14 protein-coding genes and 1 other RNA gene are annotated in these 19,897 nt (G+C 61.5%); 5 read left to right on the top strand and 10 right to left on the bottom strand.

From position 1 onward, the window contains the following. Window positions 1–359 precede the first annotated feature (359 nt). A complete protein-coding gene (locus WCE05_RS08895; RefSeq protein ID WP_368815762.1) occupies window positions 360–5,441 on the top strand; it encodes an AAA family ATPase in 5,082 nt (1,693 codons plus the stop codon). 115 nt (window positions 5,442–5,556) lie between these two features. Here WCE05_RS08895 and WCE05_RS08890 read toward each other — a convergent pair whose 3' ends face one another. The 7 genes from WCE05_RS08890 to WCE05_RS08860 form a co-directional block, all read right to left on the bottom strand. Continuing rightward, the gene (locus WCE05_RS08890) at window positions 5,557–7,062 is read right to left on the bottom strand and encodes a YfjI family protein (RefSeq protein ID WP_368815761.1); all 1,506 of its coding nucleotides are present in this window, start codon (window positions 7,060–7,062) and stop codon (window positions 5,557–5,559) included. Next, window positions 7,059–7,307 (bottom strand): helix-turn-helix transcriptional regulator, encoded by a 249-nt coding sequence (locus tag WCE05_RS08885; protein WP_368815760.1) that lies wholly within the window; start codon window positions 7,305–7,307, stop codon window positions 7,059–7,061. Before WCE05_RS08885 ends, WCE05_RS08890 begins: the two co-directional genes overlap by 4 nt. Window positions 7,308–7,553: 246 nt before the next feature. Next, window positions 7,554–7,944: a transfer-messenger RNA gene (ssrA, locus tag WCE05_RS08880) on the bottom strand. A 99-nt stretch (window positions 7,945–8,043) separates the two neighbouring features. Further along, on the bottom strand, window positions 8,044–8,337 hold the full coding sequence (locus tag WCE05_RS08875) for a hypothetical protein (protein WP_225790281.1): 294 nt from the start codon (window positions 8,335–8,337) through the stop codon (window positions 8,044–8,046). A gap of 233 nt (window positions 8,338–8,570) precedes the next feature. After that, entirely contained in the window at window positions 8,571–11,381 is a 2,811-nt protein-coding gene (locus WCE05_RS08870) for an FAD-binding and (Fe-S)-binding domain-containing protein (RefSeq protein WP_368815759.1), read from the bottom strand. A gap of 79 nt (window positions 11,382–11,460) precedes the next feature. Beyond that, the gene (gene lldD, locus WCE05_RS08865; RefSeq protein WP_225790279.1) at window positions 11,461–12,606 is read right to left on the bottom strand and encodes an FMN-dependent L-lactate dehydrogenase LldD; all 1,146 of its coding nucleotides are present in this window, start codon (window positions 12,604–12,606) and stop codon (window positions 11,461–11,463) included. Window positions 12,607–12,675: 69 nt separating this feature from the next. Then, window positions 12,676–14,346, bottom strand: coding sequence for a lactate permease LctP family transporter (locus WCE05_RS08860; RefSeq protein WP_253080730.1), 1,671 nt, complete (start codon window positions 14,344–14,346; stop codon window positions 12,676–12,678). A gap of 255 nt (window positions 14,347–14,601) precedes the next feature. Between WCE05_RS08860 and WCE05_RS08855 the strand changes: the two genes are divergently transcribed. After that, a complete protein-coding gene (locus tag WCE05_RS08855) occupies window positions 14,602–15,369 on the top strand; it encodes an FCD domain-containing protein (protein ID WP_225790277.1) in 768 nt (255 codons plus the stop codon). A 150-nt stretch (window positions 15,370–15,519) separates the two neighbouring features. Here the strand turns inward: WCE05_RS08855 and smpB are convergent, their stop codons facing one another. Next, a complete protein-coding gene (gene smpB / locus WCE05_RS08850; RefSeq protein ID WP_225790276.1) occupies window positions 15,520–16,002 on the bottom strand; it encodes an SsrA-binding protein SmpB in 483 nt (160 codons plus the stop codon). Between the two features lie 162 nt (window positions 16,003–16,164). On the opposite strand from smpB, the gene WCE05_RS08845 reads away from it, so the two are divergent. After that, window positions 16,165–16,599 (top strand): type II toxin-antitoxin system RatA family toxin, encoded by a 435-nt coding sequence (locus WCE05_RS08845; protein WP_225790275.1) that lies wholly within the window; start codon window positions 16,165–16,167, stop codon window positions 16,597–16,599. After that, window positions 16,592–16,900, top strand: coding sequence for an RnfH family protein (locus WCE05_RS08840; RefSeq protein ID WP_225790274.1), 309 nt, complete (start codon window positions 16,592–16,594; stop codon window positions 16,898–16,900). The genes WCE05_RS08845 and WCE05_RS08840 overlap by 8 nt, the downstream gene beginning before the upstream one ends. A gap of 49 nt (window positions 16,901–16,949) precedes the next feature. Here the strand turns inward: WCE05_RS08840 and WCE05_RS08835 are convergent, their stop codons facing one another. Continuing rightward, window positions 16,950–17,471: an outer membrane protein assembly factor BamE gene (locus tag WCE05_RS08835; protein ID WP_225790273.1), complete on the bottom strand. Its 522-nt coding sequence runs from the start codon at window positions 17,469–17,471 to the stop codon at window positions 16,950–16,952. A 97-nt stretch (window positions 17,472–17,568) separates the two neighbouring features. Here WCE05_RS08835 and fur point away from each other — a divergent pair, with 97 nt between their 5' ends. Next, window positions 17,569–17,973 carry a ferric iron uptake transcriptional regulator gene (gene fur, locus WCE05_RS08830; protein ID WP_225790272.1) on the top strand — a complete coding sequence of 135 codons (405 nt, stop codon included), beginning with the start codon at window positions 17,569–17,571 and terminating at the stop codon, window positions 17,971–17,973. 135 nt (window positions 17,974–18,108) lie between these two features. Here fur and recN read toward each other — a convergent pair whose 3' ends face one another. Beyond that, window positions 18,109–19,782, bottom strand: a complete 1,674-nt coding sequence (recN, locus tag WCE05_RS08825) for a DNA repair protein RecN (protein ID WP_225790271.1) — start codon at window positions 19,780–19,782, stop codon at window positions 18,109–18,111. Window positions 19,783–19,897: the final 115 nt, after the last annotated feature.

The raw sequence follows: 19,897 nt of genomic DNA, 5'->3' as shown, positions 1-19,897 counted from the left end.
CCAGCATCAGATGACGATCCGGCATCATAAGGTTTAAGCACATGGCTCCGGCTGCGAAGAGAAACGGACGGCAGATGACGGTGTGTCTTCCTGAGTGCAGGGCCAGTACGGTGAATGGGCAACGAATGACGACGGTGAAGGGCGTTCATGATAGTCAGATAGTGATTGGTAGACCGAGCCGGTCAAGAATGGCTGCCAAAGGTGGCTGCTTGCGGCAAATAATGATATTCCCACATCCTATTATTCTTGATCGGAACGTAGCGTGGGTCGTGTGAACGTTCGCATGATGTTTGCTATCGAGGCCCCCTTGAAAGCAGCCACCCCGATTCGGAGGACGGAGCTCATATTAGGTGAACACTATGGATGGTCAAAATCAGGAACGTGTTTCAAGCCCTACTGCCACCGGCGGCGCAGGTGTTTATTTCGAGCAACACGTTCAGACGTATTGGCTGGCCCAGCTACTCGTCCGCAGCATCCCACCGATACTGACTGATAGGGGGGTTGCAGAGGTTCACTTCCAGACAGAGCATCTCGGTTTCAATACAGATGACTTCCTCGTCGTCTGCGAGCGGGAAGGTGAAGCACCGGCACAACTTGTCGGGCAAGTGAAGCGCAGCCTCACGATTAGTGCCGCCGACGATGAGTGCAAGAAGACTGTTGGAGATTTCTGGAAAGACTTCAAGAAAGCCGCCCCGTTTAACTCCCAACACGATCGCTTTGTCCTCGTCACTCTACGTGGTACGAACACGCTCCTCGAAAACTTCTCTGGGTTGCTCGACTGCGCCAGGGGGGCCGCTGATGGCAAAGAATTCCAGAGGCGACTGTCTTTAAGCGGATTCATCTCCAAGAAGTCAGTCTCCCAGTGCAACGAACTCTGCACGATTGTCAGTGCACTAGAAGACACGCCTGTCACTGCCGAAGATCTGTGGCCGTTCCTGTGTGTGTTACACGTCCTGAGCCTCGATCTGCACACATCGACACGTCAGACCGAAGCACATATCAAGACACTGCTCGCTCTCAAGTCCACTGACTCGGATCCGCTCGCAAGCGCAACTTCAGCTTGGAACAGGCTTCTGTCTTTTACCAGCGAAGCCAATCCAGCCGCTCGAAGCCTGAAGCGTACTGACCTTCCAGATGCTCTTGTTCTTTCCTATAGCGAAGTGGGAACGCACGAGAAAAACGTACTGACAGCCCTGCGAAACCATACGGATTTCGTCCTAAGGAAAATCCGCAAAACGATTGGGCCGACCTTACACCTGCAGCGCGCTGGCATTGTCCAGAAAATTCTTGAAGCCCTCGAAGTGAAGCAAGTTGTCCTGATCACGGGGCCAGCTGGTAGCGGCAAGTCAGTCATTGGCAAGGAAGCAGTGTCTTTTCTTTCCCGCGAATTCTTCGCGTTTGGCTTCCGGGTTGAGGAATTCGCCGTCGCCCACATTGATGAAACCCTGCACAACAGTCAGATTCCTGTACGCGCTTCAGAGCTACAGGCCATTCTCGGAGCGCAAGATCGCAAGGTCCTCCTCATTGAGAGCGTCGAACGCCTGCTCGAAAAACCCACACGCGACGCTTTCAGTGATCTGATGACGCTTGCCCAGGGAGACAACGGTCTCGGTATCGTAATGACCTGTCGCGACTATTCCGTGGAGCAGGTACAGGCCAGTTTCCTTCTACCTGCAGGAATTGATCATGCTGTCATCGAGATACCAGCACTCGACGACTCCGAACTAGAAGAGATCCAGACAGCGTTTCCATCAATGGCGATCCCGCTGGGTAATCCAGCTCTACGCAAGATCCTGCGCAACCCCTACTTTATCGACAAGGCACGCCAGATTTCCTGGGATGCAGGACGTTCACTTCCAGAAAGCGAGCGGGATTTTCGGGCAATTTTTTGGCAGCAGATCGTACGTGCGGATCACTGTCCCGCCAACGGCATGCCGCGTCTGCGCGAAGAGGCCCTGCAGGAGCTAGCTGTACGACGAGCGCGGGCCCTTTCAGATCATGTAACTGCTTCTGGACTCGACCCTGTAGCCGTCACTCTGCTGAGACAGGACTCCCTCATTGCGTCTCCAGAGGGAAAACCCCTACTCGTTGCGACGGCGCACGACGTACTTGAAGACTGGGCCATCCTGCAATGGATCGAGGAGCAGCACCTCACGGATGAAATGGTATTCAAGGCGCTCTCCTCCGCGATTGGTCCGCATCCCGCACTGCGCCGCTCTTACAGGAAGTGGGTTGCCGAACTGGTCGACCGCGATGAGCCTGCTGCAGACCGGATCTTCCGAGCAGCCATCACGCAAGCAGATGCTCCCGCTCAATTCCGCGACGACACGCTGGTTTCGCTGTTGAAGGCACCGTCTGCCCCGGAATTTCTGGCGCGGCACGAGGCTGATTTGCTCGCCAATAATCGCGCCGTACTCAAGCGGGTAATCCATCTACTGCGAGTTGCCTGCGTGACATCGCCTGCCTGGCTTGTCGGCACGCGCGGCCATAGTTCGATCCTGAACGTGCCGGACGGAGTGGTCTGGGCTACCGTTGCAGGGCTTGTTCATCGCAACATTAGCAGTTTTGGTTCGGAAGATTCTCCACTGCTACTTGCATTGATCGAGGATGCTGTACGCGGCGTCAGTTGGTGGGCACCGGACATCGAAGGCTCTGAACAGATCGCCGGGATTGCTCATTGGCTCCTCCCGCGCGTTGACAGCTACAGAAGGGGCGATGCACGTAAACGCGTTCTCAAAGTCATTGCCAAGATTCCGAAGGCCAACCCTGTTCGCTTCGAAACTGTTATGCGCGGACAGATCAGGGACGGCTGGAATCACGACCCCGTGGCCGAAGAGTTCCGCGATATTCTTCTTGCGGGTCTAGACGGCGCACCTGCGGCCCGCGACCTGCCGGATCTTTTGATCTCCATCGCACTAGATAACCTCCTCGCCACGGAGGAGTACTTGAGCGAGGAACCCTTCGGCCGTTCATCCCTCGACATTGAGCTTTACTTCGGCATCAAGGAACACCTGAGCCGCCATTCTCTCCCTGCCAGTGCGTTCCGAGGACCATGGATCAACCTGCTCACGTGCCATCCGGGAAAGGGCCTCGATTTCCTGGTACAAGTCTTCAATCACAGTGCCGAGTGGTACGCGCATCCACGCCTTGGTGACCGATTGGAACGCGCTTGGGAAGTCGAGCTGACGCTCGCAGATGGGCTAGTGCGGAAACAATGGGTAAACCCGCGGCTTTGGGGGATGTACCGAGGCTTGGGCGTCAGCCCTTATGTACTTCAGTCGCTGCTGATGGCTCTTGAGAAATGGCTGCTCGGCTATGCCAAACTCCACCCTGAGGGATTGGATGCCATGCTGCTTGCGATCCTGCACCGCAGCGATTCCGCAGCACTCGCAGCTGTCGTTGCAAGCGTGGCAACCGCCCATCCTCACCAATCCGGAGAGGCTCTTCTGGTACTGCTTTCTGTGCAAGACTACATCCTTATCGACCGCAGTCGCATGGCCAGCGAGCACCAGACTTCCATGCTTGCGGGAATGTTCCCGACCCTAAACGCCGAGGACAAAATCTACGAAGAGGAAAGGAAGCAGTCGAACGAGCTACCGCATCGTCAACATGACCTCGAAGTAGCTATCGCAAACCTGCAATTCGGCTCTCTTGCCCCAAGGGTTCACGCGATCATCGACAAGCACCTAGCTGAACTGCCTGCATTGGACAAACGCCAAGAAGATGCCCTCATATGGCAACTTGCCCTTCATCGGATGGACTTACGCCAGTATGCCGTATCTGAAGCCCAGCCAGCATTGGGCGCGACATCCACAGTGGACAGCGAAAAGCCAACGAAGAACTACATCAGTTTGGAACCCAAACCCGCTGCCCTGGAAGTGCAGCAATTCATTGAGGAGAGCGCAAAAGACACGGAAGAAACGAATGCCCGGCTAGGCATCTACAACTGGGGACTCCAGATCTTCCAATACAAACTTGGCTCTGCTGAACCGGCACAATGGAGGAAGATACTGTCAGGTGCGCAGGAGATGGACCGCACCAATGAATACCCGGACGGCAGCCGAAATGCCCCCGGCTTCGCTGCTGCGGTCTGCGTCCGCGATCACTGGGAGGAGATGTCACCGCAAGAGCGGGACTGGTGCATTGATGTCATTTGCTCGGAAATCTCCAGGCACGCGGATTCATGGGGAACCATAAACCGGATGCAGAGGTTCTCGATGCAGGCAGATCGTCCATGTGCTTTTGTGGTGCCGCTGCTTCTATACAAGCCTCTGACCCAAGGCCAAACACCGCGCGTACGCCTAGCCTTTATCACTGCAATAACCCACCCGATTGACGAAGTCCGTTGGTATGCTACCAGGGGCATTGACGACCAGTTCTGGACAGCAAATCCCGCTCTCGCTCACTTGACTGTCAATGCTATTTCTACAGAGGCCTCTATTTCCAATTGTCATTGGAAAGCCGAAGAGAAGAAGCGTTACGACAAGCGGAACCCGCTGGAAGCAATCGTCGCTGCCGCAGCCTCAGCAGTTCGTGAGCGTTTCTGGACTGACGGAGCCATAGCCGAAGACGCGCACAGCCGTCTCGACATCACTGAGCCATTCGGTGCTGAGGCGTTCGCAAAAATCCTCGTAATACTAGGCCAGGCATCCAATGCGCCTCTTGCTATGGCTGCTTATAGACGCGCCAGTGAATACTTAGTCGACTGCTGGAACCGCGCGTACGGCAGTTCTAACGGTCGGCGTGACCGAAACTTCGAAAGTGAACAGTCGATATCCTACTGCATGCAAGAATTCGTCTTGCGTGTGACAGATGTCGATGCGGCACAAGTCCTGCAGCCAATCCTGGATGCAGTTGACAGGCATCCACGTGAAATCCATAGCTTCATCCAAGGATTGACCAGCAGCGAGGATCGCAACCCCAACCCCAAGCAATACTGGTTTTTGTGGAACCTGTTTGCCGAGAGGGTCAAGCACGCCAAATGGCTTGCCCATCTGGAAGGGGAGCTTCCTTACGGCAGTGAGGTACTCTCGACCATCTTTCTGACCGCGTATTGGAAGGACGATGTCCGGCACTGGCGGAGCCTGGAAGGCTACGCCCATAACGTCGATTCGCTGTTCAACGCTTTGCCACCGGCTTCGATCGTACTGGACAGCTACGCCCGTTTTCTCTACCACATAGGCGAGCGCTCCATGCCAGCAGCTTTTGTACACATCGCAAATGCGCTCAAACTGGGGAATACCGCCGAAATGCTGCGCGAGTCCAACACCGTTTTCATACTCGAAAGCCTGCTCCAACGGCATGTCTACTCACGCCCACTAGAACTCAAGCGTGATCCCACCCTGCGCGAGGCGATTCTGTATGTGCTCGACGTGCTTGTCGAAAGCGGCTCATCCGCAGCGTTCCGAATGCGGGACGACTTCGTAACACCGGCTACTTAGCGCTCAGGTAAGCACATTTGGGCGTTGATTACTTCTCCCAACCAGGGAAAGGCTACCTACAAAACCTACGGAACCTGGTTTTGTAGGTTTTGTAGGTAGCCCTTATGGGCTGAGGCTACGTTTTTCGCCAAACATAGCGTGTCGATGGGCGGCCACCTTTCTCACTGGCAACGTCGTAGCCAACGATGAAGTCGTGTTCAACCAGAATTGCGAGCGCGTTATTTACGGTGTCCTGCGAGCCCAATCCTGTCCAGTCCTTCTGGCGCACTTCTCGTGCGGTAAACGGCTCGGGTAATTTCTGCTGACGTTCCAGGAGCAACCGCGCCCCCAGTAGTGGGGCGTTAATTGCTGCACCGTACAATCGCTGTGCATGGCTCATCAGGTAGGCCGCCCAGCCAATTGCTCGGGTAGCAGCCTCTGCGCTGACCACTTGCTGTCCTCCGCCGATAAGCTCGAATAGAAGTGCTAATCCGGCAATGGTCTGTGGCATTTTTAGGAAGTGGGATTGCAATGCTGGATGTACTTCTTCCCTCCGGCTTTCCAGCATGTGGCGGGTATACCAAGCGTTAAATATCTCCTGTGCCTCCGGGCTGAACCTGAGCGCAGAACGAGGCTCATCGGGTATTTGGTCGAGCTGCTCTATAACCCAATCCACGCGCTCAGTGGCGGCTTTGTTCGGCCAGCGATCCACTAGACGCCATTCGCGGACATCGTCCGGGTAAACGGCAAGTTGTAGGCGCTGAATCAGGCCGTCATCCAATTCGCCGCTGATCGCGGCGCGCACCAGCGATGCGATTCGTGACGGTTGAATGCCGCCGATCAAGGATAAGCAGCATGACTCGATGAAAATGGTGCCGCGCCCAATGCGATCGTAGGTGAATGAGCCGTTGCCATCGAAACATTCCAGGTAGAAAGCTCGTGCGACAGAACCGTCCTCGCTTTGTATCGTCGCCAACCAGCCTCCCAGCTCGTCACGCAGAAGCAGTAGGCCGTTGGGGTTTTCGTTGAGCAGCTCGCCGAGTTTCTCAACAGTCGAGTCGTTGACGATGTACCGGCGAAGTACCGGAGCCTGCATGTCGCTGGAAAGTCTGTTCAGTTCCGCCAAAGCTGCGTTTTTATCGCCACTAGTGAGGAGTTTTTTTGCCTTGACCTTGGCGGCGTTGCGTTCCATTTCGAGCAACTCGTTGCTTGCCTTGTAATCGGCCTCAGCCAGGCTGTACTGTTTTCGCGCCCTGGACTCCAGCGCATGCAGTGGGCGCAGTGCCTGTTTGAGTGCAGGCGATTTCATCGCAGATGGCCGCCCGATGACGATACCCCACTGGTTGGGGACGACCATCCAATCATCGTGCTGTTTTGGGTGGATGGTAAATTTTCGGCCGACCACGGCGCTGACAGCAACCACGAGCGCGACTCCAATAAAATCTGGTGGGCATTGAGTGCGCTCAGCGACATCACGGACGTATTCCCGCAGATCGGCTGGCAGTAGCTCGTCATGCCAGGGCATGACCCTTGTTAACTCACACGGGAGCGGCTTTGGCGCAATTTCTGGGCTGAGATATGAGGCACGTGCCGGCTCGGGCATCTCCGCCAGGAATGGCGGGATCTGCTCGTTTGTGGTCATTGCTCATCTCTCTTGGGGAGATCCTCAGTGGTGCCATCACGTTCGCTGATCTTGCTCTCTAGCCAGGCCTCCACCTCCGCGACGACGAAGTAAACGCCAGCCTGTTTGGTTGAGCCAAATTTGATGGGGCGAGGGAAGCTGGGATCGTTTTCTCGCAGCTTCTCGAGGCCGGAGCGGCTCTTGTCAAAGCATTGCTGCAGAGAGGTATGGCTGATCAGGTACTTCTTGGGGGCATGTGTCGGCATGTGCGGGTCTCTGTGTGTAAGCCGACACAGATTTAATACTCCTGAAAGATCGCTGTGGCGCGTTTTCAAACCGGAAAAGCGACAGAAAACTTTTTTTCGGTTATTGAGGTAACGGCGGTAGCCGGGGAGGGGCTTCACGGGAAGGGAGGCTGTCATAAAGCTGGCATTACCCAACCATAACGGCCCCAAAAGACACAAAAAAGGCACTGTAGCTATTCGCTAAGTGCCTGATTTGTAAAGGATATTTGGTGGAGCCGGGGGGATTTGAACCCCCGTCCGCCAGTACTCCGCTGTCGGTACTACATGCTTAGCCGTGTCTACTGAGTTAACCCGCAGCCGCCCGACGGGCAGGGTGCTTTGGGCGAGTTGTGTAAGTTTTAGCCACTTCGTCCACAACGTACTACGCGGCGATCCTGTTCTGTATGACAATCACTTCGGGTTTACAGGCATCCCCTGGTGATTGCTGGAGCCGAAGCTACCAGGAGAGCGGGCTCGGCTGCTTACGCAGCGAGAGCGTAGCCCTCGTAGTTTTCGTCATTGGCAACTATAAAAGTTGCAACAGTGGATTTACGAGTTCTGTTACCAACTCGGCATGCACCTAGAGTTTCGCTACCGGCGTCGAATCCTAATCGGCCCCACGCATCAGCTCTAGCTGACGTGCCTTTCGACACGTGCGGTGGAGTATACGCCTTTGTGCGGGCGACGTCGACTGCTGGTCCGGTCGCCCGCGCGGCGCTCAGGCACCGCTGCCGCCGGAAGGGCCGCTGCCTTTGTCGGTTTTCTCCATGCGCTCGAGCACTTTGCTGGTGATGGCGATGCATTCCTTGGTGTCGCCGGCGGCCTGGGCTGCCTTGGCTTTGTCGACGTGCTCGGTGATGGCTTTGTCCAGGCCCTCGGAGGTGGCGCCGATGGTGGCCATGTTGTCGTCGATCTTCTGCAGGTTGAGGGTGCAGAGGTCCTCGTCGGCGAACACCGGCGAGGCCAGTAGGGTCGCGGCCGCGAAGAGGGCGGAAAGCGCAGTACCTTTCATGGGTGTCTCCTTCTGGAAGGCCTCTGGAAGGTGGGCCTGATCGGTGGACTGCGGGGGATTTGCGGGGGTTCCATCGGGGTGATGGCTCGGGGCGGTGTCGTTTGGGCGGTGGATGACGTGGTGAGCTTTCGGGCCCATTCGCCGGTAAGCCGGCTTGCACAGGTCCAATGGGGCGCACGGGTCGTGCGCCATGCAGAGGATTCTGGGGGCTGGCTTGCCAGCGGCTCCGAGGGTCAGAGGCTACGTGGGCGTGTCACGCGGTCCACCAGGTAGACCAGGCCGTGGTAGTCGATCCCGCTATGGCTCGACAAGCCGATCTCGCACGTGCGGCTGGTGGAGATCCCTTCGCTGCAATACTGCACCGCGTCCTTCAGGCTGCGCAGGGAGTGGGCATTGAGCTCTGGCGTGGTGAAGCCCTTGTCGCCGGCGAACCCGCAGCAATGGATGCCTTCGGGGATCACCACCTGCTTGCTGCAGCGCCGTGCCAAGTCGATCAGCGCCTGGCTCTCGCCCAGGTGCTGGGTGCTGCAGGTCACGTGGACGGCCACCGGTTCGTCCTGAGGGGTGAACTCCAGGCGCTCGAGCAGGTGGGTGCGGATGAAGCGCACCGGGTCGTACAGGTCCAGGCGGGTGTCGCCCAGGTCCTGGACCAGGCGCAGGGTGCAGGGGCTGGTGTCGCAGTAGATCGGGTCGAGGCCGCCGCGGCTGGCGTGGAGCAGGGCGTTGATCAGTTCCTGGCGCTTGTGCTCGGCCTGTTCCGGGTAGCCCTTGGAGGCGAATGGCTGGCCACAGCAGAGGTTGTCGGCGTTGTCGGGGAATACCACCTGGTAGCCGGCCTTCTCCAGCAGGGCGCGGGTCTTGTCGAGCAGCGAGCTCTGTTCGCGGTCGGCGTAGGCCGGGCCCATCACCCGTGACACGCAGGCGGCGAGGTACACCACGCGCGGGCGGGCGTCGTTGCCCGCCGGCCCGAATGCCACCGGGCGCAGGGGCTGGGGCATGGCCGGGGTCCACTGGGGCAGGCGGCCTTTGCTGGCCTTGCTCAGGGAGGTGCTCAGGCGGCTCAGGCGCGGGGCGCCGAGCAGCTTGCGTGCGCCGTTGGCGGCAGCCAGTGTCAGGCGGGCACCGCGCAGGGCGGTGTGGAAGTGCCCGGCCAGCCAGTCGGCGGCCTTGTCGTGTCCGGCGGCCTGGCTGCGCAGCTTCTTCACCAACTCGCCGGTATTGATGCCGACCGGGCAGCGCTGGGCGCACAGGCCGGTGGCGGCGCAGGTGTCGATGCCCTGGTACTGGTAGGTTTCGAGCAATTCGCGGGTGTCGAGGCCGGCGCGTTGCTTGGCTTGGATGTCACGCCACATGACGATGCGCTGGCGTGGGCTCAGGGTCAGCCCCTTGGAGGGACATACCGGCTCGCAGAAGCCGCACTCGATGCACTTGTCGACGATCTCGTCGGCGGCCGGCAGGGGCTTCAAGTGCTTGAGGTGGATGTCTGGGTCTTCGCTGAGCACCACGTCGGGGTTGAGGATGCCGTTGGGGTCGAGCAGGCGCTTGAGCGTCCACATCAGCTGGTAGGCGTCATGGCCCCACTCCAGTTCGACGAAGGGCGCCATGTTGCGGCCGGTGCCGTGCTCGGCCTTGAGCGAGCCGCCGAACTCCACCGCCACCAACTGCGCCACGTCGTCCATGAAGGCCTGGTAGCGCGCCACTTCCTCGGCGCTGTTGAAGCCTTGGGTGAAGACGAAGTGCAGGTTGCCCTCCAGGGCATGGCCGAAGATGATCGCCTCGTCGTAACGGTGCTTGTCGAACAGCTGGAGCAGGCGGTTGACGCCCTCGGCCAGTTGCTCGATGGGGAAGGTGACGTCTTCGATGATCACCGTGGTGCCGGTCTGGCGCACGGCGCCGACGGCGGGGAAGGTGTCCTTGCGGATTTTCCACAGCTGGTTGTACACCGCCGGGTCTTCGCTGAAGTCGACGCACTGCTCCAGCGGGAAGTCGGCGATGGAGGCCATGATCTGCTGCAACTGCTCATGCAGCAGGCTCTGGCTGCCCGCGCGGGACTCGATCAGCAAGGCGCAGGCATTGCCCGACAGGCCTTTCACCCAGATGGGCATGCCTGGCATGTCCTGGACCGAGCGCAGGCTGCGGCGGTCGAGCAGTTCCACGGCGGAAACCGGCTGGCGCTTGAGCACGGTGACGGCGCGGCAGCAGCTTTCCACGCTGGGGAAGACCAGCAGCGCGCTGGCTTTGTGCGGGTGGTCGGGCACGGTGTCGTAGGTGACCGCGCTGATGAAGCCGAGGGTGCCTTCGGAGCCGACCAGCAGGTGCTGGAGGATGTCCAGCGGCTGGTCGTAGTCCACCAGTGCATTGAGCGACAGCCCCGTGGTGTTCTTCAGCCGGTACTTGTGCCGGATCCGCTCGGCCAGCGCCGTGTTGGCGCGGGTCTCGCGGCCGAGGCGGGCGAGGGCTTCCAGCAGGTCGGCGTGGCTCTGCTCGAACGCCGCGACGCTGGCCGGGTCCTCGCTGTCCAGGCGGGTGCCATCGGCCAGTACCAGGCGCATGCCGGCCAGGGTGTGGTAGGTGTTCTGCGCCGTGCCGCAGCACATGCCGCTGGCGTTGTTGGCGACGATGCCGCCGATCTTGCAGGCATTGATCGAGGCCGGGTCGGGGCCGATCTTGCGCCCGTAGGGGGCGAGCCAGGCGTTGGCCTGGGCACCGATGACCCCGGGCTGCAGGCGGATCTGTTCGCCCTGGCCGCGGATTTCCTTGCCGCCCCAGTTGTCGCCGAGGACGATCAGCACCGAGTCGCTGATGGCCTGGCCGGAGAGGCTGGTGCCGGCGGCGCGGAAGGTCACCGGCACGCGCTCGCGCTGGGCCAGGTGGATCAGGCCGACGACTTCGTCCTCGGACTCGACACGTACCACCAGCTTGGGGATCAGCCGGTAGAAGCTGGCGTCGGTGCCGAAGGCCAGGGTCGAGGTCGGGTCGTCGAAACGGCGTTCGGCGGGGATCAGGCGCTCGACATCACGCAGGAACGCGGCGGGCAGGCTCATGCTATCTCCTCGCGGGGCCGCGGCGTCTGGTGCGCCGCGTGTCCCGGTCAATCAGGCGGTGTGTCGTGGGGCGCGGCTATCAGGCGCCCAGTTCGCGGACCAGCGAGTCGCGGGTGATTTCACTGATGGACTTGGCGCCGGTCAGCACCATGGCCACGCGCATCTCCTTCTCGAACAGGTCGAGCAGGTTCTTCACCCCGGCCTCGCCGTGGGTGGCCAGGGCGTAGAGGAAGGCGCGGCCGATCAGCACGCTGTCGGCGCCCAGGGCGATCATGCGCACCACGTCCAGGCCGCTGCGGATGCCGGAGTCGGCGAGGATCGTCAGGTCGCCCTTGACCGCGTCGGCGATCGCCGGCAGGGCCCGGGCGCTGGACAGCACGCCGTCGAGCTGGCGGCCGCCGTGGTTGGAGACGACGATGCCGTCGGCGCCGAATTTCACCGCGTCCTTGGCATCTTCCGGATCGAGGATGCCCTTGATGATCATCGGGCCGTCCCAGAATTCACGGATCCATTCCAGGTCCTTCCAGGAGATGGAGGGGTCGAAGTTGGCGCCCAGCCAGCCGATGTAGTCGGCCAGGCCCGTGGGGTTGCCACGGTACTTGGAGATATTGCCCAGGTCGTGCGGGCGGCCCAGCAGGCCGACATCCAGCGCCCATTGCGGGTGGGTCATGGCCTGCCAGACGCGGCGCAGCGGGGCGTTCGGGCCGCTCATGCCGGAATGGGCATCGCGGTAGCGGGCGCCGGGTACTGGCATGTCGACGGTGAACACCAGGGTCTTGACCCCGGCGGCCTTGGCCCGCTCCAGGGCGTTGCGCATGAAGCCGCGGTCCTTGAGCACGTACAGCTGGAACCACATGGGCCGGTCGATGGCCGGGGCGACTTCCTCGATCGGGCACACCGATACCGTCGACAGGGTGAAGGGAATGCCCTTGGCCGCTGCCGCACGGGCTGCTTGGACCTCGCCACGGCGGGCGTACATGCCGGTCAGGCCGACCGGGGCCAGGGCCACGGGCATGCTCAGGGTTTCGTCGAACAGCCGCGTCTCGAGGCTCAGCTCGGACATGTTCTTCAGCACGCGCTGGCGCAGGGCGATGCCGGCCAGGTCCTCGACGTTGTGGCGCAGGGTGTACTCGGCGTAGGCGCCACCGTCGGCGTAGTGGAACAGGAAGGGGGGCAGCTTGCGTTGGGCCGCGGCGCGATAGTCGGTGGAGGCGGAAATGATCATGGGGTCTCGCTGCAAAGGTGGAGAGGGGCGGCTGCCGGGCGCGACAGGGCGCGCCCGGCCCCTTTCACTTTAGTGATGAACCAGCATGCCGGTCAGCCAGTAGGCCTGGACCAGGGTGATCAGGCCGACGATGGTGGCGAAGAACAGGCTGTGCTTGACGGTGAAGCGGAACAGGTCCGATTCCTTGCCGACCAGGCCGGTGGCGGCGCAGGCCACGGCGATGGACTGTGGCGAAATCATCTTGCCGGTCACGCCACCGCTGGTGTTGGCGGCCACCAGCAGGGTGTCGTTGACCCCGATCTGGTGCGCAGTGGTGGCCTGCAGCGAGCCGAACAAGGCGTTGGACGAGGTGTCGGAACCGGTCAGGAACACGCCCAGCCAGCCGAGGAACGGCGAGAAGAACGGGAACGCGGCGCCGGTGCCGGCCAGGACCAGGGCCATGGTCGAGGACATGCCCGAATAGTTGGTGACGAAAGCGAAGGCCAGGACCATGCCGATCGACAGGATCGGCCAGCGCAGCTCCCAGAAGGTTTCCTTCAAAGTGGTCAGACCAGTTTTGACGTTGATCTTCAGCACGGCCATCGACAGCAGCGCGGAGATGAAGATCGCGGTACCGGTGGCGGAGATCGGGTCGAACTTGAACACGGCCGCGATCGCGGTCGGGGTGGCGGCGATCGGCGCGCCTTTCATCACCAGTTGGTCCAGGTGCGGGATGGCGAAGTTGAACACGAAGTCGTACATCGCGCCGCCCGGGGCGAACGCGGCCTTGAACGGCTTGAGGGTCCAGATCGTCACCAGCACGGTGAGGATCAGGAACGGCGACCAGGCCTTGAAGATCTCGCCCAGGCTGTAGGGCGAAGGCTGGCTGCCGCCGGTGCTGACCACGGCGGCGCCGACGCTGCCCTTGGCTTCGGCGAACGAGCGCTTGGGTTGCCAGACCTTGAGGAACAGGGTCAGGGCGATCAGGCTGGCCAGGGCCGAGGTGATGTCCGGCAGTTCGGGGCCGATGAAGTTCGAGGTGAAGTACTGGGTGACGGCGAAGCTCAGGCCGGCCACCAGGGCGGCAGGCCAGGTTTCCTTCACGCCGCGCACGCCATCCATCATGAACACCAGCCAGAACGGCACGAACAGCGACAGCAGCGGCAGCTGGCGACCGGTCATGGCGCCGATGTCGAAGGCGTCGATGCCGGTCACCTGGCCGGCGACGATGATCGGGATGCCCAGTGCGCCGAAGGCTACCGGCGCGGTGTTGGCGATCAGGCACAGGCCGGCGGCGTACAGCGGGTTGAAGCCCAGGCCTACCAGCAGCGCGGCAGTGATGGCCACCGGGGCGCCGAAACCGGCGGCGCCTTCGAGGAAGGCACCGAAGCAGAAGCCGATCAGCAGCACCTGCAGGCGCTGGTCGTCGGTGATCGACAGCACCGAACTGCGGATCACCTCGAACTGGCCGCTCTTGACCGTGAGTTTGTAGAGGAACACCGCGGCGACGATGATCCAGGCAATGGGCCACAAGCCGTAGAGGAAGCCATAGCCGGCGGCGGCCAGCGCCATGTCGACAGGCATCTGGAAGGCGAAGATCGCCACCAGGATCGACAGGGCAAGGGTGATGCTGCCGGCGACATGGCCTTTGAGGCGGAACACGGCCAGGGCGAGGAAGAAGAACACGATAGGGATGACGGCCGCCAGAGCGGACAGGCCAAGGCTCCCCAGGGGGGTATAGAGCTGTTGCCAGGTTTGCATAGTGGGATGGCCCCTAATTGTTGTTGGTCAAGCACTGGCATTGGATAATTGGTAAGACCAATTTACAATGACTGGTCGCTAGGTTAAAAGCGTGGTTGTGGCCGTGTCAATTTGTCCTGGGGAAAACTTTGGTCGGATATCGATGAGCGGGTATCTGGTAGCCCTGGAAAATCGTCATCTGATGGGTGTCGAGGCGGCGCGGATGGGCCAGAATAGGCGCCCCCCGGAATCCGCGGGGTTTGTGGAGAGCATGTGATGGTTTTTGATCAGGTCCGCCAGCGGCGCCTGTCCGACGACATCGTCGATCGGTTGGAAGGGATGATTCTCGAGGGCACCTTGACCTCGGGGCAGCGCTTGCCAGCCGAGCGCGCCCTGGCCGAGCAGTTCGGCGTGTCCCGCCCTTCGTTGCGCGAGGCGATCCAGAAGCTGGTGGCCAAGGGGTTGCTGGTCAGCCGCCAGGGCGGTGGCAACTATGTCGCCGAGACGCTGGGCTCGACCTTCAGCGACCCACTGCTGCAATTGCTCGAGCACAGCCCCGAGGCCCAGCGCGACCTGCTCGAGTTCCGCCACACCCTGGAGGCTTCCTGCGCCTACTATGCCGCCCAGCGCGCCACCGAGCCGGACCGCGACCGGCTCAAGGCGGCTTTCGACGCCTTGCAGGACTGCTATGCACGGGCCGACGAGGTCAGTCGGGCGGAGGAAGGGGCGGCCGATGCGCGTTTTCACCTGGCCATTGCCGAGGCCAGCCATAACGCGGTGTTGCTGCACACCATCCGCGGATTGTTCGACCTGCTCAAGCGCAACGTGGTGACCAATATCGGCGGCATGTACCAACAGCGTGCGGAGACCCGCGACATGCTGATCAGCCAGCATCGCGAGCTGTATCAGGCGATTGTCGAGGGGCGGGCGGACGATGCCCGGGAGGTGTCGAGCCGGCACATCCTGTATGTGCAGGAAGTGTTGCAGGAGGCGCAGCAGGAGGCCCGGCGGGTGGCGCGGGCGGAGCGGCGCAACGGCTGCTAGGGCATTGCCGGGAGGCCTTGGGGCTGGCTAGTCAGACGGTGCCTGGAGCCTTGGGGCTGCTGTGCAGCCCAAAGGCTGGGTAATCTCTCACAGAGCCCTCTGCATGGCACATGATGTGTGAGCGTCGCCGTCCCCTGGGCCAGAACAGGCCTACTCGTCGCGGCCTTTGCTGCGCACGGCGCGCTGGATCTCGCGGTTGGAGTCGCGCTCGCGTTGGGTGTCGCGCTTGTCGTATTCCTTCTTGCCCTTGCCAAGCGCGATCTCGCACTTGATCAGGTGCTTGCTCCAGTACAGCGCCATGGCCACGCAGGTGTAGCCCTTTTGCGCCACGGCCGCTTCCAGGCGCTCGAGCTCGCGCTTGTTCAGCAGCAGCTTGCGAGTACGGGTAGGGTCGGCGATGACGTGGGTGCTGGCGGTGGTCAGCGGGGTGATGTGGCTGCCGAACAGCCAGGCTTCGCCATCCTTGAGCAGCACGTAGCTGTCGGTCAGGTGCGCCTTGCCGGCCCGCAGGCTCTTTACTTCCCAGCCAGACAGGACCAGCCCGGCCTCGAACTTGTGCTCGATGAAGTAATCGTGTCGCGCCTTCTTGTTCAGCGCGATGGTCCCGGTCGGATGTTTCTTTTGCTTAGCCATAGGGGCGGCATTATAGGGAGTCGCCGCGCCGCCGGCTACGGGGTTTAGGTGTGCTTGAGCCTGTAGGACGAATCCCGGACAATGCAGACCCTGTTCTGTTGAACAGAACCGTTTTCGATGCGCTGAGAAGCGCTGCCGCCCAGTCTTGGAAGTGACGCCTGGATGACTACCCATATTCAACGCTCCGCCCTGCTGCCGTACCCCGCCCAGGCGCTCTACGATCTGGTCAACGATGTGGCCAGTTACCCGCAATTCCTGCCCTGGTGCTCGGCCTCGACGGTGCTCGAGGTCAGCGATACGCACATGCGGGCGAAGCTGGAAGTGGCCAAGGGCGGGATCAGCCAGCAGTTCGTCACGAACAATGTGCTGGTGCCGGGGCAATCGATCGAGATGAACCTGGAGGAAGGGCCGTTCACCCAACTGCATGGCCTGTGGATCTTCAAGCCATTGGGCGAAAAGGCCTGCAAGATCAGCCTCGACTTGTCCTTCGACTATGCCGGGCCCCTGGTGCGTGCCACCCTCGGCCCGTTGTTCAACCAGGCGGCCAATACCCTGGTCGATGCCTTCTGCCAGCGGGCCAAGCAACTCAATGCCTGAGGCCCTCGTGAACATCGAAGTCGCCTACGCCACGGCCGAGCGCCAGTGGCTGCTGGCCTGCGAGGTGCCGGCAGGGACCCGTGTCAGGGACGCATTGCGCCTGTCGGGCCTGGGTGAACAGGTGCCGGGGCTTGACCTGGCGTCCTGCCCGGTGGGGATTTTTGGCAAGGTGGTCAGCGATCCCGCTGAGCGCACGGTCGAGGAGGGCGATCGCCTGGAGGTGTATCGGCCATTGCTCGTCGATCCGAAGGAAGTGCGCAAGCAGCGAGCCGCCAAGGCGAAGGCGCAGCGCGGCGCCTGAGGGCTGAACGTCGCCATTGGGGCCGTGCCCGGCCCCAATGGCAGACAGCTTACTGCGGGGAGGTTTCCAGCGGTGCCGGCGTCGGGACCGGAGTGGTCTCGATGGTGTCGATCTCGCGTTGGATGGATTCTTCCAGCGAGCCTGGCTTGGCCGGCTTCTCTTCGGGCTGGCTCGGCTCGGTGGCCGGGCTGACGGTGGTGTCGCCGCTGCCGCCGAGGATCTCCTGGTCGCGGCTCACGCCTGGCATGAAGTCGCCAGACAGGCTTACCAACTGGTCGCTGTCGTTGAAGAAGATGCTCATGCGCTCCTGCTGGCGCTGGCCGCCGCCGGGCTGCAGGCTGTAGAGGTAATCCCAGCGGTTGGTGTTGAAGGTGTCCTGGATCAGTGGATTGCCCATGATAAACCTTACTTGCCGGCGGGTCATTCCGGGGCGTAATTGGTCTATCATGTCTTGCGTAACGACATTGCCCTGCTGGATGTCGATTTTGTAAACCCCGGGAAACGAGCAACCGGCGAGTGCGAGCAGTCCCACGAAGGTGAGGCTGGTTAGCAAGAGCTTGGTGTTTTGCATCGGTGGGCGACTTCCACTATCTTGGCTGGACAACGTAAACCCCGATCATACCCGTATTAAGAGAAGCTGCGAAGCAGCATCGGCGAGAAAGCTGACCATGGTTGAAAATAGCGAATTGCGCAAAGCCGGTCTCAAGGTGACCCTGCCTCGAGTCAAGATTCTTCAGATGCTCGACTCCACCGAGCAGCGTCACATGAGCGCCGAGGATGTCTACAAGGCGCTGATGGAAGCTGGCGAGGACGTCGGTCTGGCGACCGTCTATCGCGTCCTGACCCAGTTCGAAGCGGCGGGTCTGGTGGTTCGCCATAACTTCGACGGCGGTCACGCGGTATTCGAGCTGGCTGATAGCGGCCACCACGACCATATGGTCAACGTGGATACCGGTGAAGTCATCGAGTTCGTGGATACCGAGATCGAGAAGCGCCAGAAACAGATCGTGACCGACCATGGTTACGAGTTGGTGGACCATAACCTGGTCCTGTATGTGCGCAAGAAAAAGTAACGATTTGTTCGTTATCTAAAGCAAAGGCGGCCTTCGGGTCGCCTTTGTGCTTTTGGGGTGCCAGCCGTCTTTGGGGCCGCTTCGTAGCCCCTGGCATTGAGCCCGTTTCGATTCAGGAACGCCGGGCGACAACTGTCAGGCCTTGCCAGACACCACCATCTTGCGCGCATGGGCCAGTGATTCCTTGGTCAGGTCGATGCCGCCGAGCATCCGCGCCACTTCCTCGACCCGCTCGCGTTTGCCCAGGTTGGCGACGGCGGTATGGGTGGTGTCGCTGTGGCGCACCTTGTGCACGAACAGGTGGCGATGCCCCTGGGCTGCCACCTGCGGCAGGTGGGTCACGGTCAGTACCTGGCCGCGCTCGCCCAGGCGTCGTAGCAACTGGCCGACGATTTCCGCGGTGGGGCCACCGATGCCCACGTCCACCTCGTCGAACACCAGGGTCGGGATGCGTGAGGTTTGCGCGGTGATCACCTGGATCGCCAGGCTGATACGTGACAGTTCGCCACCCGACGCCACCCTGGCCAGGCCCTTGAGCGGCTGGCCGGGGTTGGCGCTGACCAGCAGTTCGATCTGTTCCAGGCCATGGGGCGACAGTTCGCCCCCTTCGTTGGGCGTGAGTTCGATGCAGAAGCGCCCGCCGGGCATGCCCAGGCGCTGGATCTCCTGCTCGACGGCAGTGGCCAGTTGCCTGGCCGCTTGCTGGCGCAAGGCGCTCAGCTCGCCAGCCTTCTCCTGGTAGTGCTGGGCGTAGGCGGCCAGCTCCTCGCCCAGGCGTTCGATCGACTCGTCGCTGGCGTTCAGCCCTTCCAGCTCTTCCATCAGGCGCTGTTGCAGGTGCGGCAGCTCGGTCGGGTGCACGCGGTGCTTGCGCGCCAGGGTATAGATGGTGTCGAGCCGCTCCTCCAGGGCCTGCAGGCGCATGGGGTCGGCGTCGAAATGGTCGAGGAAACGGTTGAGCTCACCGACCGCTTCCTCGACCTGGATCTGCGCGCTGGCTATCAGGTTGACCGCCTCGCCCAGGGCCTTGGGCGCGTTGGCCACAGCGGTCAGGCGGTTGAGGCTGGCGGTCAGGGCGCTGAGCACGTTGCCCGAGTCGCTCTCGCTGCACTGGTCGATGACCTGGCGGCAGATGCCGAACAGCGCCTCGGCATTGGTCAGGTTCTTGTGCTCCTGCTCCAGCTGTTCCAGCTCGTTCTCGCCAAGGCCGAGGTTGTCCAGCTCTTCCAGCTGGTAGCTGAGCAGTTGGTGGCGGGCGCGCTGTTCGTCGCCGGAGTTGGACAGGCGCTCCAGTTCCTGGCGGGTCTGGCGCCAGCGCTGGGCGGCCAGGTGCACCTGGCGGGACAGGTCGATGGCGCCGGCGTACTCGTCCAGCAGGCGACGGTGAGTGTCGGTCTTGAGCAGTGACTGGTGCTCGTGCTGGCTGTGGATGTCGATCAGCAGTTCGCCAAGGGCCTTGAGGTCGCCGAGCGGGCAGGGTGTGCCGTTTATATAGCCGCGGCTGCGCCCTTCGGCGGTGATCACCCGGCGCAGGATGCAGGGGCCGTCGCTGTCCAGGTCGCGTTCGGCGAGCCAGGCCGTCGCCTCGGGGATGTCGACGAGATCGAAGGTGGCCAGGATGTCCGCCTTGCTCGCGCCAGGGCGCACCACGCCACTGTCGGCGCGGTCGCCGAGGGTCAGGCCCAGGGCATCGAGCATGATCGACTTGCCGGCGCCGGTTTCGCCGGTGATGACGGTCATGCCGCGGGCGAGTTCGAGGTCCAGGTGTTCGACGATGGCGTAGTTGTGGATGGACAGGTGCACCAGCATGAGGGCAGCTCCCGAAGCGTCATGTCTGGTTATTTATACAGTGTTTTTTGTCGGGCTGACAATGCCCGCTCGGAGAATGCGCGCGCGTGCGGAAAACCCGCCTGCCCCTTGAACC

It is taken from the genome of Pseudomonas sp. I2 (genome assembly GCF_040984075.1).
GTDB classification, from domain to species: domain Bacteria; phylum Pseudomonadota; class Gammaproteobacteria; order Pseudomonadales; family Pseudomonadaceae; genus Aquipseudomonas; species Aquipseudomonas guariconensis_B.
This window is presented reverse-complemented; position numbering and strand designations above follow the sequence as displayed.

Bases quoted from the DNA above. Each gene is read 5' to 3' on its own strand.
- WCE05_RS08895 (WP_368815762.1), top strand. From the start codon at position 360: ATGGATGGTCAAAATCAGGAACGTGTTTCAAGCCCTACTGCCACCGGC.
- WCE05_RS08890 (WP_368815761.1), bottom strand. From the start codon at position 7,062: ATGACCACAAACGAGCAGATCCCGCCATTCCTGGCGGAGATGCCCGAG.
- WCE05_RS08885 (WP_368815760.1), bottom strand. From the start codon at position 7,307: ATGCCGACACATGCCCCCAAGAAGTACCTGATCAGCCATACCTCTCTG.
- WCE05_RS08875 (WP_225790281.1), bottom strand. From the start codon at position 8,337: ATGAAAGGTACTGCGCTTTCCGCCCTCTTCGCGGCCGCGACCCTACTG.
- WCE05_RS08870 (WP_368815759.1), bottom strand. From the start codon at position 11,381: ATGAGCCTGCCCGCCGCGTTCCTGCGTGATGTCGAGCGCCTGATCCCC.
- lldD (WP_225790279.1), bottom strand. From the start codon at position 12,606: ATGATCATTTCCGCCTCCACCGACTATCGCGCCGCGGCCCAACGCAAG.
- WCE05_RS08860 (WP_253080730.1), bottom strand. From the start codon at position 14,346: ATGCAAACCTGGCAACAGCTCTATACCCCCCTGGGGAGCCTTGGCCTG.
- WCE05_RS08855 (WP_225790277.1), top strand. From the start codon at position 14,602: ATGGTTTTTGATCAGGTCCGCCAGCGGCGCCTGTCCGACGACATCGTC.
- smpB (WP_225790276.1), bottom strand. From the start codon at position 16,002: ATGGCTAAGCAAAAGAAACATCCGACCGGGACCATCGCGCTGAACAAG.
- WCE05_RS08845 (WP_225790275.1), top strand. From the start codon at position 16,165: ATGACTACCCATATTCAACGCTCCGCCCTGCTGCCGTACCCCGCCCAG.
- WCE05_RS08840 (WP_225790274.1), top strand. From the start codon at position 16,592: ATGCCTGAGGCCCTCGTGAACATCGAAGTCGCCTACGCCACGGCCGAG.
- WCE05_RS08835 (WP_225790273.1), bottom strand. From the start codon at position 17,471: ATGCAAAACACCAAGCTCTTGCTAACCAGCCTCACCTTCGTGGGACTG.
- fur (WP_225790272.1), top strand. From the start codon at position 17,569: ATGGTTGAAAATAGCGAATTGCGCAAAGCCGGTCTCAAGGTGACCCTG.
- recN (WP_225790271.1), bottom strand. From the start codon at position 19,782: ATGCTGGTGCACCTGTCCATCCACAACTACGCCATCGTCGAACACCTG.